This window comes from Streptomyces antarcticus (assembly GCF_026627255.1).
GTDB classification, from domain to species: domain Bacteria; phylum Actinomycetota; class Actinomycetes; order Streptomycetales; family Streptomycetaceae; genus Streptomyces; species Streptomyces antarcticus.
Window position 1 is genome coordinate 59,676 of record NZ_JAPNLM010000031.1, and the last position, 15,431, is coordinate 75,106.

Annotated in this window: 15 protein-coding genes; 8 read left to right on the forward strand and 7 right to left on the reverse strand. The window is 73.3% G+C overall.

Going from position 1 to position 15,431, the window contains the following annotated elements; translation table 11 throughout:
• Positions 1 to 6 precede the first annotated feature (6 nt).
• The 3 genes from OTB16_RS33115 (at position 7) to OTB16_RS33125 (ending at position 5,390) form a co-directional block, all read left to right on the forward strand.
• Positions 7 to 1,050, forward strand: coding sequence for an NsdA family TPR-like regulatory protein (locus OTB16_RS33115; RefSeq protein ID WP_267725688.1), 1,044 nt, complete (start codon positions 7 to 9; stop codon positions 1,048 to 1,050).
• 170 nt (positions 1,051 to 1,220) lie between these two features.
• On the forward strand, positions 1,221 to 1,997 hold the full coding sequence (locus tag OTB16_RS33120; protein WP_267725691.1) for a DUF1838 family protein: 777 nt from the start codon (positions 1,221 to 1,223) through the stop codon (positions 1,995 to 1,997).
• Positions 1,998 to 2,615: 618 nt separating this feature from the next.
• The gene (locus OTB16_RS33125) at positions 2,616 to 5,390 is read left to right on the forward strand and encodes a helix-turn-helix transcriptional regulator (protein WP_324290911.1); all 2,775 of its coding nucleotides are present in this window, start codon (positions 2,616 to 2,618) and stop codon (positions 5,388 to 5,390) included.
• A gap of 205 nt (positions 5,391 to 5,595) precedes the next feature.
• On the opposite strand, the gene OTB16_RS33130 is transcribed toward OTB16_RS33125, so the two are convergent.
• The 3 genes from OTB16_RS33130 to OTB16_RS33140 form a co-directional block, all read right to left on the reverse strand.
• Positions 5,596 to 6,513, reverse strand: a complete 918-nt coding sequence (locus OTB16_RS33130) for a glycoside hydrolase family 19 protein (protein WP_420717845.1) — start codon at positions 6,511 to 6,513, stop codon at positions 5,596 to 5,598.
• A gap of 174 nt (positions 6,514 to 6,687) precedes the next feature.
• The gene (locus OTB16_RS33135; RefSeq protein WP_267725696.1) at positions 6,688 to 7,101 is read right to left on the reverse strand and encodes a rodlin; all 414 of its coding nucleotides are present in this window, start codon (positions 7,099 to 7,101) and stop codon (positions 6,688 to 6,690) included.
• A gap of 179 nt (positions 7,102 to 7,280) precedes the next feature.
• Entirely contained in the window at positions 7,281 to 7,472 is a 192-nt protein-coding gene (locus tag OTB16_RS33140; RefSeq protein ID WP_267725699.1) for a DUF5302 domain-containing protein, read from the reverse strand.
• 261 nt (positions 7,473 to 7,733) lie between these two features.
• Between OTB16_RS33140 and OTB16_RS33145 the strand changes: the two genes are divergently transcribed.
• Complete coding sequence (locus OTB16_RS33145) at positions 7,734 to 9,095, forward strand: FAD-dependent oxidoreductase (protein WP_267725702.1); 1,362 nt, start codon at positions 7,734 to 7,736, stop codon at positions 9,093 to 9,095.
• Positions 9,096 to 9,309: 214 nt separating this feature from the next.
• Positions 9,310 to 10,710 (forward strand): MFS transporter, encoded by a 1,401-nt coding sequence (locus OTB16_RS33150; RefSeq protein WP_267725705.1) that lies wholly within the window; start codon positions 9,310 to 9,312, stop codon positions 10,708 to 10,710.
• Here the strand turns inward: OTB16_RS33150 and OTB16_RS33155 are convergent.
• Both OTB16_RS33155 and OTB16_RS33160 read right to left on the reverse strand, forming a co-directional pair.
• Complete coding sequence (locus tag OTB16_RS33155) at positions 10,700 to 10,906, reverse strand: cold-shock protein (protein ID WP_267725707.1); 207 nt, start codon at positions 10,904 to 10,906, stop codon at positions 10,700 to 10,702. The two genes, OTB16_RS33150 and OTB16_RS33155, sit on opposite strands and share 11 nt — an antisense overlap.
• Before the next feature lie 95 nt (positions 10,907 to 11,001).
• A complete protein-coding gene (locus tag OTB16_RS33160; RefSeq protein ID WP_267725710.1) occupies positions 11,002 to 11,511 on the reverse strand; it encodes a mycothiol transferase in 510 nt (169 codons plus the stop codon).
• A 146-nt stretch (positions 11,512 to 11,657) separates the two neighbouring features.
• On the opposite strand from OTB16_RS33160, the gene OTB16_RS33165 reads away from it, so the two are divergent.
• A complete protein-coding gene (locus tag OTB16_RS33165; RefSeq protein WP_267725712.1) occupies positions 11,658 to 12,020 on the forward strand; it encodes a VOC family protein in 363 nt (120 codons plus the stop codon).
• A gap of 76 nt (positions 12,021 to 12,096) precedes the next feature.
• On the opposite strand, the gene OTB16_RS33170 is transcribed toward OTB16_RS33165, so the two are convergent.
• Positions 12,097 to 12,405, reverse strand: a complete 309-nt coding sequence (locus OTB16_RS33170; RefSeq protein WP_267725715.1) for a hypothetical protein — start codon at positions 12,403 to 12,405, stop codon at positions 12,097 to 12,099.
• 168 nt (positions 12,406 to 12,573) lie between these two features.
• A complete protein-coding gene (locus OTB16_RS33175; RefSeq protein WP_267725718.1) occupies positions 12,574 to 14,076 on the reverse strand; it encodes an MFS transporter in 1,503 nt (500 codons plus the stop codon).
• A 146-nt stretch (positions 14,077 to 14,222) separates the two neighbouring features.
• Between OTB16_RS33175 and OTB16_RS33180 the strand changes: the two genes are divergently transcribed.
• A complete protein-coding gene (locus OTB16_RS33180; protein ID WP_267725721.1) occupies positions 14,223 to 14,663 on the forward strand; it encodes a MarR family winged helix-turn-helix transcriptional regulator in 441 nt (146 codons plus the stop codon).
• 39 nt (positions 14,664 to 14,702) lie between these two features.
• Positions 14,703 to 15,308, forward strand: coding sequence for a HutD/Ves family protein (locus tag OTB16_RS33185; protein WP_267725723.1), 606 nt, complete (start codon positions 14,703 to 14,705; stop codon positions 15,306 to 15,308).
• Positions 15,309 to 15,431: the final 123 nt, after the last annotated feature.

Sequence of the window (15,431 nt, forward strand, 5' to 3'; positions counted from 1 at the left end):
ACCGGCATGACCCCTTCCAATCCTCTCCTGCACCGTGTGATCCGCGAGACGGGATGGACCTACGAGGCCCTGGCCCGCCGGCTCAACACGAGTGCCCGGGCGGCCGGCCTCACCACCGCCTACGACCGCACCGCCGTCGCCCACTGGCTGCGCGGCAGCACCCCGCGGGACCCCGTCCCCGGCCTGCTGTGCGAGATCCTCTCCGGGCACGCTGCCCCGGCGCACGTCGCGGCCCTCTCGCACACCGGACTGCGCCGGGCCGCCGAGGACTTCTTCACCGGACAGGTGGACGCCCTCGGCGGAGACGCCACCGCCCCCGTCCTCCTCGCGTACCTCCGGGGCACCTTCCACTCGGTGCTCACCACCGGGGTCGAGGACGCCCTCACCCCCCTCGAACTGGGTCACGCGGCGCGCACCGTGCTGCTCCTCGCCCGCAGCTGCGCCGACCAGTCCTCCTTCGCCGCGTCCCGCCGGCGCCTCGGCCGCGCGGCCGCCCTCGCCGAGCTGGCGGGCGAACCCTCCACCCGGGCCATCGCGCTGCGCCTGCTCAGCCAGGCCGCCCTCGACCAGAACCCGCCCGCGGTCGGCCTCTCCTACGTCCGGCAGGCCCTGGAGGTCTCGCCCCGCACCCCCGCCATGGTCCAGGCCTTCGTCGCGGACCAGGCCGCCCACGTCCACGCGGCCCTGGGGCAGCGGGCCCCGGCGCTCACCTGGCTGGCGACCGCGGACCGGCTTCAGGGCGGCGCCCGCCCGGACACCGACCCCTTCCACACCTACCGGCCCGCCGCACTCCACTTCAAGCGCGCCGTCGTCCTGGGCCTGCTCGGTGACCACGAGGCGGCCCACGCCGCCCTGGACGCCTCCCTCGCGGCCCGCCCGGCGCAGCAGGAGCGGGCGATCATGCTGACCCGCGTGGAGCGGGCCCGCGTCTACCGGCTCGCGGGCCGCGCGGCCGAGGCGGCCGCGGAACTGCGCCGGGCACAGGCCCTCAACCGGGGGGTCCACTCGCCCAAGGCCGCCCGCGAGATCACGCGCCTGGGAGGCGCCTGAGCACCGGCGTCAGGATCACGCCCCGCCGCGTGCCCGGAGGGCCCGGCAGCCCGATCACCACCCCGCCGGAAGCACACGCCGGCCGCCCGCTCCGAACGCGGTCCGTGCGCCGCCCGGTTGTCTCTGCGGCCGCTTGCCGCTCCGGGGCGCGACCGCGCAGAGTACGGCGTATGACACCGTCCGAGCTTTTGCGCGCCTTCGTCCGTACCCGTGCCTCGCTCGACGGCGCCGAGGTGTTTTTCTGGTGGACCGGAGACGTCTACTCCTGGGCGCCGGGCGAGCCCTACCGGCGCCTGTTCGGCTTCGAGGGGATCAACGCCGCCCGCCTCACCGAGGACGAGGAGACCGGCGGGTTCCGGCTGCTGACCCGGGAGGCCGCGTTCTATCTGGACCCCCTGTCCCGGGAGATCCTGGAGACCTGGGAGGACAAGCCGGTGATCCACGTCTGGAACGACCCGGCCAACCAGAAGCTGCGGCCGTTCCCGATCCCCGTGACCACCCTCGGTGACCAGGTCTGCTTCAGCCTGGAGATCCCCCTCGCCTACCCCTCGCCGCTGCCCGTCGCGGAGTTCCCCGCCAACTCGGCGGACGACACCTATCGCGCGCTGGAGCTGTTCCAGTTCTTCGCGCCCGCGAGCGTCCTTGACGCAGATGCCGATGGCGCCGCTGGTGCCGGTGCCGCCGCCGGTGCCGCCGCGGTGAGCGTTCCCGCGACCATGTCCTGGATGCGGATGTCCCCGTACCTCCCGTGGATGGAGCGGGGGCAGCGCCCGGGCGGGCTCGCCTTCCACTGCCGCGGCCGCAAGCTGGACTCGTACGCGGAGGTGCCCGAGCGGACCCGTGCGTACATCGCCGCCCACCACCCCGAGTACGCCCACGCGCCGGAGAAGTGGACTGAGCCGAACGAGTCCAGCTGGACGTACTTCCGCAAGCTCGCCAAGCCCTGACGGAGCCCTCGCGGGGCGGCAGAGGGGTCGGACAAGGGTTTTCCCGGTAGCGGGTTCATCTCCGCGTTGCCTACTGTCTGCCCACCGGCGATCTCCCCCGGGCCCGCGGCCCGCACGCCAACCCCACATGGACGTGAAGCCGCACCGACCCGGGGGACCGCCGGTACCGCCCTCGTCCCGACCGCCGTGCGACGCCCACCGGGCGAACGGGACGACGCGGCACACGGCGGCGACCGGGACGGGACTGACCACCCCACCCCGGTCCCGCCGCTGCCGTACACCTCCCACGCGTTGTCAACGACGACAACGCCAACGACGACAACGCGAACGACAACGACGCCAACGACAACGGCACGATCGGCACCCGGGACCCCACCTGGCGATCCGGTCGTCCCCGCCCCGCGACCGGCCCCCCAACCGGTGCTGACGGGCCGATAGTACGGACCAAGTGACCCGCCGGACCTGCCAATACACCGCGTATCGGCAGGTCCGGCGGGCTTTCCCGCACACTGACTGATTTCTGCGTCACAATCCGGGTCCACCCGGCGTCCGACCTCGTATTGTCGCGTCTCACAGGAAAGGCACAGAAGCGGGTAACCGGAAGGCTGGTGGCTGTGCGTGGGGGCGGCGACTGGGCACGCTGACGCGAGTGTCGGACACGGTGAACTGATCAGGGCGGTGGACCGTGCGCTGGCCGCGCACGGCCGGGCCGTGCTCACCGGACCCACCGGAGCGGGCAAGACGGAGGTGGTCCGCGCCGTCGCGGCCGCCGCGGAAAGCCGGCGCGAAACCGTGCTGCGCCTCGCCCCCGAGGCAGCCGACCAGTGGATACCCGAGGCCTCCGCCGCCGCCCTCCTGGCCTCCGTGCCCGGCGCCGGCCTGGAGGGGCTCTCCGGGCCCCAGCGCACCGCCATCGCCCTCCTGCGCCGAGAGGCCGACGCCCCCCGCACCGGCCGTGACCACGTCGCGCTGCGCCTGGCCGTCGTCGAGGTGCTGCGCAGGCTCGCCGCCCGTCACCCGGTCCTGCTCGTCCTCGACAACGCCCAGTGGCTCGACGCCGAAAGTACCGACCTGCTCCGCTTCGCCCTGCGCCTGACCCCGCCCGGGGTCCGGGTCCTCGTGGCCGAATGCGTCCAGAGCGGGGCGCCGGTCGGCGCAGCCCTGTGCGGCCCCGGCACCCCCGCGATACGGGTGCCCCCGCTCGGCGCCGACGAGGTCGCGGAGCTCCTGGTGCGCCACGGCCTGCCCGCCCGCCTCGCCGGCCGCATCCACCAGGCCAGCGGCGGCAACCCGCGCCTGGCCCTCGCCCTCGGCCACTCCCTCGCCGAAGCCGCCGAGGCCCGCGACGCGAGCGCGCACCACGCCGACCCCCTGCCCGTCTCCGGGCAGGCCCGCGAGGTGGCCCGCCGCCTTCTCGCCGAGGCCCCCGCCCAGGCCCGCCGCACCCTCCTCCTCGCCGCCCTCGCGGCCCGCCCCACCACCGCCCTGCTGCGCCGCGCCGGGCGCCCCGACGCCGAAGCCGAGCTGGCCGAGGCGGAACGGGCCGCGCTCGTACGGGTGGGGGAGGACGGCACGGTGGAGTTCACCGCGGGCGCCCTGCCCACCGCGCTCGCCGCCGACGCCGGCTGGCCGGAACGGGCCGCCGGGCACGCCGCCCTGGCCGAAGCCGTCGACGACCCCGTCCAGGCCGTACGCCACCGCGCGCTGGCCGTGGACACCCCGGACCAGTGGCTCGCCGCCGAGGTCACCGAGGCCGCCGCGGCCTGCCGCCGCCGGGGGCAGCGGGCCCTCGCCGCCGAACTGGGCCTGCTGGCGGCGGAACGTACGCCGACCCACCTGGCCGGCGAGGGGCTGGCCCGGCTCGTCGCGGCCGCCGAGGACGCGGGCTGGGCCGGCCGCGCCGACCTCGCCCGGCGCGCCACCCGTGCCGTCCTGGCCCGCGACGCCTCGCCCGCCGACCGGGTCCGCGCCCGCCTCGCCGTGATCGACGCCGCCGGACAGGACCTCGGCGCGCTGGAGGAGACCTTCGCCCACGCCATGGACGACGCCGCCGGCGACCCCGCCCTGCGCGCCGCCGTCCAGCTGCGGATCGCCTGGAAGCACAACCTCAGCGACGGCGACCCGGTCCGCTCCCGCGACGCCGCCGCCGCGGCCGGCGCCCTCGCCGCGCTCGGCGGCGACCAGGTGGCCGAGGCCATGGCCCTGACCGTACGGGCGCGCATGGGCCGCATCCTCGGGGACCCCGGCGCCGAGGCGATCCTCGCCGAAGCGCTCGCCCTCCCCGCCCCGGAGGTACCCCTGGGGATGCGCAACGCACCCCAGTACCTCTCCGTCCGCCACGCCCTCTTCGACGACCGGCTCACCGATGCCCGCCGCCAGCTGATGGTCCTGCTGCCCGCCGTACGGCGTACCGGCTCGGCCGAGGACGTCTTCGAGGTGCTCCGCAGCCTCACCGAGGTCGAACTGCGCAGCGGCCGCTGCACGGCCGCCTCCGCCCGTGCCCGCCGCGCCCTGGAGCTGACCATCGAGGCGGGCCTCTCACCCGGCCCCGCCTGGTACGTCGCCGCGATGGCGGAGGCGGCCGGCGGCGGCTTCGCCCGCGCCGCCGGGTACGCCCGCCGCGGCATCCAGGCCTCCCACGAGGAACACGACCAGGTCTTCCTGTCCCGCAACCTGCACGCGCTCGGCCTGGTCGAACTGGCCACCGGCGAGGCGGCGAAGGCGGTGGCCACCCTGCGCCGCGTCGCCGAACTGGAAGCCGCCCAGCAGGTGGTGGACCCCTCGATCCTGCGCTGGCACGGGGAACTCGCGGAAGCGCTGGTCGCCGCCGACGCCCCGGACGAGGCGGCCCGCCTGATCGGCGGTGTACGCCCCGTCGCCGTCGGCCTCGGCCGGACCGGGGTCGTCGCCGCCCTGGACCGGGCCCGGGGGCTGTGCCTGTCCGCGCAGGGCGACGCGGAGGCCGCCGTCCACCTCCTGGAGACCACCGCCCGGCGGTTCGCGACCCTGGAACTCCCGCTGGAGCGCGGCCGTACGCTGCTCGCGCTCGCCCGGGTGGAGCGCCGCCGCCGGCGGCGCGCGCCGGCCCGCGCCGCGCTGGCCGCGGCGGCCGAGGTGTTCGACCTCGCGGGGGCCGTCCCCTGGGCGGCGCTCGCCCGTGAGCCGGCCGCATGCGAAGGGGGTCCCGCGCACCCGGCGGCGGCCCTGACGGAGGGCGAGGCCCGCCTGGCCCTGCTGGTCAGCCAGGGCGCGAGCAACCAGGAGGCCGCGGCGAAGCTCTTCCTCAGCGTGAAGACGGTGGAGGCGCGGCTGACCCGCATCTACCAGAAGCTCGACGTCCGCTCGCGGGCCCAGCTGGCGGCCGCGCTGGCCGGCGGGGGCCAGCCGCAGTAGCCGCCGCGCCGGCGCCCGTCGGAGAGGGGAAGGGGGCGGGCCGGCATCCCGGCGCGCGTCGTCGGGCGGTCCCTCCGACGCAGGACGGGCCCGGCGCCCGTCCGCACGTGCGCGCGCGCCGCGGCCGAGACGGCCACGGCGCGGCTCCTCCCGGACCGGACCGGCCCTGATCGGACCTGACCGGCCCGGCCCGGGAGGCGTGAGATCAGCAGCCGAGGTTGTTGCCGGGGGTCACGCCCAGCAGCTGCGTGAAGCCCTGGTACTTCGAGATGCGGCTCTGGACCTGGGCGGGGTTCCCGCCGTTGCACTCCAGGGCGCCATTGATCGACCGGATCGTCTCGCCGAAGCCCGCGCCGTTGACGATGGCCGCGTGGGCGGTCATCGTGCCCGGGCCGTTCTGCGTGTTCCAATACCAGAGCGCCGTCTTCATGGCGACCGCCGGGTCCTGCTCGACGAGGTACGGGTTGGCGAGCAGGTTGATGCCGAGGGCGTCACCGGCGGCCTTGTAGTTGAAGTTCCACGACAGCTGGATGGGGCCGCGGCCGTAGTAGGCGGCCTGGCCGGCCGGGCAGCCGTACGGCTGGGTCGCGTCGCAGTAGTGGGGGTAGTTAGCGGTGTTCTGCTCGACGATGTGGACCAGGCCGCCCGTCTCGTGGGAGACGTTCGCGAGGAAGGCGGCGGCTTCCCTGCGCTTCACCGTGTCGTCGCCGGTCTTGGCGAAGCCGGGGTACGCGGACAGCGCCGCGACCAGGCCGTCGTAGGTGTAGAAGGGGTTCCGGTTCGGGAACATCTGGTCGAACTGGGCGCGGGACACCACGAATCCGGAGGGGTCGGGATCGGGGTCCTGGCCTCCACCGCCGCCACAGGCGCCCTGGTCGGACCAGACGCCCCACTGGCCGGTGGTGCCGGGCGTCTCGCCCTGGGTCCACCACTTCGCCTTCCAGTTGCGCCCCGCGTGCGAGGCGCTCGCGCCGTTCGTGTAGACGGCGGAGGAGGCCCAGGCACCCGCGCAGGCGGGGGCCGCGGCCGCGGCGGGGGAGGAAGGGAGGGCGATGGCGAGGCCCAGGGTGACGGCTGCGGCGGCGGCCAGGGAGAGGGCGCGGCGGCGAAGCGCACGTATCACGTAACTGCTCCTTCAGTGGGGGGAGTTGTCGTGGGGGCGACAGCTACCGACACTGAAGCGAAAGTGGTCTGGACCTGTCAAGGTCTAGACCAAGGAGATTGTGTGGTGATGACGTGCCACCGCGCCGACGGAAGGGGCACGTCGGCGCGGGGACGGGGGGAGGGGCTGCCGGGATCAGCTGCCGGCGGAGGCGTTGCCCGAGAGGATCGGGATGTTGCTGAGGATGTGCGAGGCGGACTCGTCACCCTTCGCCTGCGTCGAGTTCTCGGCGCACTGCTGGTTCTGCGGGTTGGCCAGCACGTTGACGTCCTGGACGCCGATGTTGGCGATGATCGCCACCAGGGACTGGGCGTTGACCTTGGCCGGGAGGCCGATGCAGAGCTTGTTCAGGGAGCCCTGGACCGCGCTGAGCTGCGGGCTCTGTGCGCCCGCGGTCTCCTGGTTGCCGTAGATCTGCGCGGCGCCGTTGCCGTTGACGGTGTTGACGCCGTTGTCGTTGCCGATCGCCATCGCCGGGGAGGCAACTGCGGCGCCCGCGCCCAGCACAGAGGCGGTGACCGCAGCGGTGGCCATGAACTTCTTGAACATGTGGGGGATTCCTTCTGTCGCACTGTCGCGTGATAGCTGCCCTCGGCGGGACGCGCTGATCAACTGCTTTCAGTGGCCGGGGTTATCCCCACTCACCCGTGTGGCCCAACGGCCGGCCGGGGCGGAGTGGCCCGGTCCCGCCGCCGCGACGGCGAGACTGAGCTCCGCGGGTCCGAGGGTCAGCCGGTCTTGCGGCGGACCTTCTTGTTCTTGCCGCCGGGGCCGCTGCTGGAACCCTGGACCTTCGCCCGGCTCTGGTGCGACTCCTGGGACTGGGCATTCGCAGCGTTGCGGTCCAGGGCCTCCCGGAACTTGCGCTTGGCCTCGTCGGCCGGAGTCTCGTCCTGCGGAGTGTCTGTTTCGTCTGCCATGTGTCCTCCTGGGGGTGATCAAGCCGTCTCAGTCTGTCAGGTGGCGTGCGCGCTGACCAGCGAGTTCGGCGTGAGCGGTGCCTCGCGCCCAGGCCGGGGCCGGCCGGCACCCGCGGGGACGGGAAGAACCCAAGGCGGCCTTGGGGTGGTCATAAGCTTTGGTTATGAGGTCATAAAGTGACACCGGGTGCCGGGTTAGGATTGCCTTAGTTTAGGGTTCCCCTTGATTGACCTTGCCGTCGCTCGAAGGGAACCCTTGCCATGCCTCGCCCTCTGCGGGTAGCCATCGTCGGAGCCGGCCCCGCCGGAATCTATGCCGCCGACGCGCTGCTGAAGTCCGAGGCCGCCATCGAGCCCGGTGTGTCCATCGACATCTTCGAGCGGATGCCCGCTCCCTTCGGTCTGATCCGGTACGGCGTCGCCCCCGACCACCCGCGGATCAAGGGCATCATCACCGCCCTGCACCAGGTGCTCGACAAGCCGCAGGTCCGTCTCTTCGGCAACGTCGACTATCCGAACGACATAAGCCTCGACGAGCTGCACTCGTTCTACGACGCGGTGGTCTTCTCCACCGGCGCCACCGCCGACCGGGTGCTGACCATCCCCGGTGTGGACCTGGACGGCTCCTACGGCGCCGCCGATTTCGTCTCCTGGTACGACGGGCACCCGGATGTGCCGCGCACCTGGCCGCTCGAGGCGGAGAAGGTCGCGGTGCTCGGCGTCGGCAACGTCGCCCTCGACGTCGCGCGCATCCTCGCCAAGACCGCGGACGAGCTGCTGCCGACCGAGATCCCGGCGAACGTCTACGAGGGCCTCCAGGCCAACAAGGCGCTCGAGGTGCACGTCTTCGGCCGCCGCGGCCCGGCCCAGGCCAAGTTCAGCCCGATGGAGCTGCGCGAACTGGACCACTCGCCGAACATCGAGGTCATCGTCAACCCCGAGGACATCGACTACGACGACGGCTCGATCGCCACGCGCCGTGCCAACAAGCAGGCCGACATGGTCGCCAAGACCCTGGAGAACTGGGCGATCCGCGACACCGGCCAGCGCCCGCACAAACTGTTCCTGCACTTCTTCGAGTCGCCCACCGAGGTGCTCGGCGAGGACGGCAAGGTCGTCGGACTGCGCACCGAGCGCACCGAGCTGGACGGCACCGGCAACGTCAAGGGCACCGGCCGGTTCACCGACTGGGACGTCCAGTCCGTGTACCGCGCGGTCGGCTACCTCTCCGACGAGCTGCCCAAGCTCCCCTGGGACGTCGAGTCCGGCACCGTCCCGGACGAGGGCGGCCGTGTGATCGAGGCGGGCTCCCACCTGCGGTCCACGTACGTCACGGGCTGGATCCGGCGCGGCCCCATCGGCCTCATCGGTCACACCAAGGGCGACGCGAACGAGACCGTCGCGAACCTGCTCGCCGACCATGCGGAGGGCCGCCTGCTCACGCCGGCAACGCCCGGGCCCGAGGCCGTCGAGTCCTTCCTCACCGAGCGGAGCGTCCGCTACACGACGTGGGAGGGCTGGTACCGGCTGGACGCCGCCGAGAAGGCGCTCGGCGAGCCCCAGGGGCGCGAGCGCGTGAAGATCGTCGACCGCGAGGGCATGCTCGAAGCGAGCGGCGCGTAGCGGATCGGCGGGCCGGTGCGCGGCGCGTGAGCGAGCGGCACGCGGGCGTACGGTGCGCGGACGCGGCGTCGTGCCGGGAGCGGTGGGGCCGGCAGGGGGCCCGCGCGCCGCGCTGATCTGTTCCGGGCGGCCTCCCCGGGGCTGCCGGCCGTGCCGGGCGCCGTGCTGCGGGCGGTGCCACGATGGGTCGCAGAGACCGAAGGCGGGCGGTGTCATGAGCGCATCCGCACAGGCGCATCCGCGCCGGGGGCTCTTCACCCGGCGCGACCGGGCCGTGATCGCGGCGGCCGCCATCTCCATGCTGCTGGTGCAGATGGACTGGTTCGCCCTCAACCTCATGCTCCCCGTCATCGCCAGCGACTTCGACACCCCCACCACGGACCTCCAGTGGCTGGTCAGCGGCTACATGCTCGCCCTCGGCGCCCTCATGATCACGGGCGGCCGGGCCGCCGACCTGCTCGGCCGGCGGCGCGTCCTCGTCGCCGGGCTGATCGGCTTCGGCGTCGTGTCCGTCGTGTGCGCCGCCGCCCAGAACACCGCGTGGCTGACCGCGGGCCGTGTCGTCCAGGGGTGCGCGGCCGCCCTCGTCTTCCCCGTCTCCGTCGCCGTGGTCACCGCCTACTTCCGCGACGCCCGCCAGGGCCGGGCCGTCGCCACGGTCCTCGCCTTCAGCGCCATCGGCACCGCCCTGGGCCCCTTCATCGGAGGCGCCTTCGCCGAACACGTCAGCTGGCGCGCGGTGTTCCTGCTGAACGTGCCCTTCTGCGCCACCGCCGCCGTCCTCATGCTGCGCTACGTCCCCGAGACCCGGGACGAGGAGGCCTCCGGGGGCCTGGACGTCCCCGGGGTCATCGCGCTCGCGGCCGGGCTGAGCGCGGTCATGATCGGCGTGGACCAGGGCGAACACTGGGGCTGGACCTCGCCGGCCACCCTGGCCTGCCTCGTCGGCGGCGCCGCACTCCTGGCCGCGTTCGTCCGGCTGGAGCGGCGTACCGCCGAGCCCCTCCTCGACCTCGAGCTGCTGCGCAACCGCCCCTTCGTCGTCATCACGCTGGCCGGCTCGCTGTCCAACATCGTCTACTGCCTGGTCGCGGTCCTGTCCGCGCTCTACCTCCAGCAGGCGCGCGGGCTCTCCCCGCTCGACTCCGGGCTGGTGTTCCTGTCCCTGTCCATCGGCGCCGGGGCCGCCAGCTACTGGTCGGGCCACCTCGCACAGCACCTGCGCCCCGAGTCGCTGATGGCCGCCGGGATGCTGGTGTGCGGCGTCAGCCTCCTCGCCCTCACCTGGGCCACCTCGCTCGCCCTGTACACGGCGGTCTTCGCAGTGGTCGGGCTCGGCGTGGGCCTCGGCTGGGCGCTGACCAACGTGGCCACCCAGTCCTACGTGCCGGCGAACCGGCTCGCCGCCGCCTCCGGCCTCGTCCTGACCTCGCTGGTGCTGCTCGGAGCCGTGGCCGTGGCCGTGGCCTCCACCGTGCTGGAGGTGATCAGCGGCTCCGCGGGCAGCGCGGCCTCCGACGGCCCCGCCATCGAGTCCGTCCTGCGGGTCGCGGCCCTGCTCTCGGTGCTCGGGGCGGCCGCGCTGGCGGTGCTCGTGCGCCGGGTCAGGGTCTGACGCGGCGGGCCTCCATGCGGCCCCGGCCGAGCTCGATGGCGAAGGTGACCTGCTGTTCCTCGGAGAGGACCCTCGGCTCGGCCTCTATCTCGTCCCGCTCGACGAAGACCGGAGTGGTCTCGCCGAGGGGAAGGATGAACCCGTAGCCCCGCTCGCGGTTGTACGACTGGACGAACCCTTTGACACGCGGTTCCATCGTGCACCTCCCGTGCCACGACCCTGGCCCACGGCCACCGGTACCGCCTTCCGGGCGACTCCGTACGGGTGACCGGCCCGGCCTCGCGCACGTACTTACCGTCGCTCCAGCACACCCCGTACGAAGGACGCCTGGCCGGCGTGCTGGAGGTCGTCGGCCAGCACGCTGACCAGGCGCGCGCCCAGCGTCACCGGGGGGTCCCAGCGCTCGTCGACCACCCGGTCCAGGTCGGCGGCGTCCAGGCCGCGGACGAAGCCCAGGGTCTGCTCGTGCACCGCGTCGAAGTACCCCAGCAGCAGTTCCCCCGACTCGACCCGGACCGAGCCCGCCTGCCGGGCCGTGTGCCCGTACCCGGTGGACCCGGTGGGCAGGCCCAGCGCGAAGCGGGCGGCCCAGCCCTGGGACTGCCAGACCTGCTCCTGCTCGGCCGCGTCCGCCACGTGGTCGTCCTGGACGCGAGTCAGGTGCCAGACGAGCCAGGTGACCGAGTTCGCCGCCGGATCGACGCGCGCGGCGAGGCGCTCCGCCGAGAGTCCTTCGACGGCCTCGTGCACGATCTCGTGGATGCGTTCGAACCCGTCGGCGATGACGTCCGTAGCCTTCATGCGCTCCACCATGCAGTCCGTACGGGCCGACCCGCCGCGAGCGACACGGCGCGGCCGGGTGGTACGGACCCGGCGGACCGGGTAGCAGCCGGGGGGAGCGGCGCCGCACGCGACCGCGAACCGGCAGCGAAAGGGATGATCACGCCATGGCCTTCACCCACGTACTCGCCGTCGCCCCGGTCCGGGAGATCGGGCCCGCGGCGGCCTGGTACGAACGGCTCCTGGGCAGGGCTCCTGATACGACGCCCATGCCGGGGCTCGCGGACTGGCACGTCTCGCCCGACGCCTGGGTGCAGGTCTTCGAGTCTCCCGATCACGCAGGGTCCGCTCTGGTCAACCTGGGCGTCGACGACCTGGACCGGGTCCTCGCCGAGCTGGCCGGCCGCGGACTCTGCGCCGGAGAAGTCCAGCCGGGCTCCGGGCGGGTCCGGTTCGCCGCCCTCCACGACCCGGACGGGAACAGGATCACCCTGATCGAGAACCCGGTGTCCGGCCCGGACCCGGCCTGAGCCCCAGCCGCTTACCCCGGCCGAACCGCCTCTCCCGTCAAGCCGTTGCCCGGGTCCGCGTCCGCCCGGACCGACGTCAGACGTCGCCGTCGATCCCGGTGACGGCGGGGGGTCCCAGCGGTGCTTCCTTCTCGGAGAACCCCGACTGCTCCAGGGCGCCCGCCGTGATGCGTACGGCGGCGGCCTCGGCGCCGGCCCGGTCGTGGGCCTCGACTTCGAGGCGGACGGAGAACGTGCCGTCGTCGTTGAGCGTCAGCAGGTTCAGGTCTTCCGTCTCGCTCAGGTCGGTGTGGTGCGAGGCCAGCCTCCGCACCAGTTCCGAGCGTGTCGCATCGCTGATGTCCGTCAGGAACGTGCCGGGCACGGTGATGACGTAGGTGGTCACTGCTGCCTCCTCGTATTGGCTGGCAAAGGCGGGATCGCCTCGTTCTGGGATGCCCCGGAGTCGCGCTTCGAATCCCCCCGGATGATCGCCCGGGTCCCCCTTCCCGGTGGCGCTGCCACGCGGTGGGGGTGTTTCCGGACGCCTCGGCACCAGATCCCGCCGGCCCCGTCAGCCGGTCGCGGCGGTCTCGACGGTCTTCGCGGCCGGGGCCGTCTGTCGGGATCCGCCGGCCACCGTCCCGTGCGCGCCCCGCAGTCCGAACCGGCTGATCAGCGCGACCAGGGCGAAGGCGGCGGCCCCGATGCCGAAGGTGAGGGTGAACCCGGATTCGGCGGGCAGTGGGGGTACTCCCGCCGGCAGGTGGTCGATGGTCCGGGACGCCAGGATCGTCGTCACGACGGCGCTGCCGATCGCGCTGCCCGTGGAGCGGGAGATCGAGTTGATTCCGTTGGCGATCCCGCTCTGGTGGTGCGGGACGCTGGCCATGATCACGGCGGGCATGGCGGCGTAGCCGAAGCTGACGGCCGCGCCGACGACGAGACCGGCCCCGATCACCGAGGCGCTGTGCTGGTGGTCCAGGGCGAGCCAGGCGAAGCCGACGGTCCCGAGCGCCGCCGCGAGCGCCAGGGCCGCGCGCGGGCCCCGATGGCGTACGAGCCGGCCGCCGATGGGCGAGGCGAGCAGCGAGACGATGGCTCCGGGCAGCAGGAACTGGACCGAGGCGCGCAGGATCGAGGCGTCGAAGCCGTAGCCGGTGAGGGCCTCGGGCATCTGGACCAGGTACGAGACGCCCAGGAAGTTCGCGAACATGCCGAAGCCGACGAGGACGCCGGCCAGGTTCGCCATCAGCACCGGGCGGTGGACGAACATCCGCATGTCCACGAGCGGTTCGCGGACCTTGAGTTCGGTCAGCACCCAGACGGCGGTCATCACGGCGGCACCGGCGAAGCTGCCCAGCGTGCGGCCGGAGGCCCAGCCCCACTCGTGGCCCTGGGAGATCGGCAGCAGGAGGAGCAGCAGGGCGAGGCCGAGGGTCAGGGCGCCCGGGAAGTCGGTTCGGCCGCCGGTCCTGTGCCGGGTGGCCGGGACCAGGAAGACGACGGCGAGCAGTGCGAGGACCGCGAAGCCGGTGGCCATCCAGAAGGCGTTGCGGTAGTCCGCGTCGGCCCCGGAGGTGAGCAGACCGGTGGCGACGAGCGCCAGCCCGCTGCCGAACGCGAGCGTGCCGCTGACCAGCGCCATGGCGCCGGGCAGCTTCTGCGGCCGGACCTCCTCGCGCAGTACGGACAGGGCCAGCGGGAAGATCGCGGTGGCCGCTCCCTGGAGCACCCGGCCCAGGATCAGCAGCGGCAGCGAGGATGCGAGGGCCGCGACGACGGAACCGGCGACCATGACGCCGAGCACGGCGACCAGGGTCGGCTTCTTGCCGTGCTGGTCGCCGAAGCGGCCCAGGAGCGGAGTGAAGACCGCCGCGGACAGCAGGGTGGCGGTGGTCACCCAGCTCACGCCGGCGGTGGAGGTGCCGAGGTCGTCGCGGATGAGGCCCAGGATCGGGACGGGCAGGGTCTGCATCATCGACACGACCATGGCGGCCAGGCTCAGGGCGAAGACGATGACCGTCTCGTTCCTGTGCCCGGAATCCGGTGCGGCGGCGGGGGAGGGGGTGCTCATGGCGGGCGGGACCTCTTAAGGGCTTCGAGTGCTTCAGATCGCAGATGTTTGATGTCTTCAAGTAACTCGGCCGACGGTAGACGTCGATAGTTAAGGTGGTCAAGTAAACAATTGATAATGTCAATGATCCTGAGTACCCTCCAGGTATGAGCCACCCCGCCCCGTACGCGCCCTCCAAGCTCGAACTGCTGGAGCTCCTCGCCGCCATCGGCACCGCCCAGTGGCGCGACTTCGCAACGGCCGCGGCCCGTCACGGCCTCACCTCCACCCAGGCCAAGGTCCTCGCCCAGCTCGAAGGCCCCCTGCCGATGCGCGGCCTCGCCACGCTGCTGGTCTGCGACGCCTCGAACGTCACCGGGATCGTCGACCGCCTGGAGGCCCGCGAGCTGGTGCGCCGCGAGCCGTCCCCCACCGACCGCCGCGTCAAGAACGTCGCCGCCACGGACGAGGGCCGCGAGATCATCCGCCGCGTACGGGAGGAGATGCAGGCGACGCGCGGGGCGCTCGACACGCTCGACGCGGCCGAGAGCGCGACGCTCTACGCCCTGCTGGAGCGCCTGCGTCCCACGATGGAGCAGGACGCCTGACCTCCTGGCCCCGCACCGCGGCCCGATAGGGTCGGCGCCATGAACAGCGGCAGCGGGGTCCGGATCCTGAGGGCGGCCGGCCGTACGGCCGCCGTCTGGAAGAACGGTGGCGGAGTCACCCGGGAGATCGCGGTACGCCCCGAGGGCGCCGGCAGCGACGACTTCACCTGGCGGGTCAGCCTCGCCGACGTCGCCGCCGACGGGCCGTTCTCGGCCTTCCCCGGGGTCGACCGCACCCTCACCCTCGCCGAGGGCGCCGGCATGGACCTCGAAGTGGGCGGCGTACGCCGCCTCGTGGACGAGCGGTTCCAGCCGCAGGACTTCGCGGGGGACGAGGACACCGGGTGCACGCTGCTCTCCGGCCCGGTCGTCAACTTCAACGTGATGTACCGCAGGGACGCCGTGCGGGCGCGGACCGCTGTCGTACGGGGCCGGCTCGCCCTCGCCGTTCACCCGGGCGAGACGCTCCTGGTGGTGGCCCTGGACGGACCGGCCGCGCTGGAGCGGTCCGGCGGGCCCGGCGCCGCCGAGGACTTGGCCCCGTACGACGCCGCCCTGCTGGCGGGCCCGTCCGACTGCGTGCTCAGCGCGGCCGGGCACACCGCGGTGGTGCGCTTCGGGCCGCCCGTCATGGGGGCCGGCTAGTGCGTTGTCCACGAACGTTCGCCGGGCTGGGTGACCGGGCGGTTGGTGTTCGGGATGCTGGTTCTGTCAGCCTCACTCTCGATGGCAACATGTTCGCTGTTGAGGGTGGGGTCGTGGATGGCA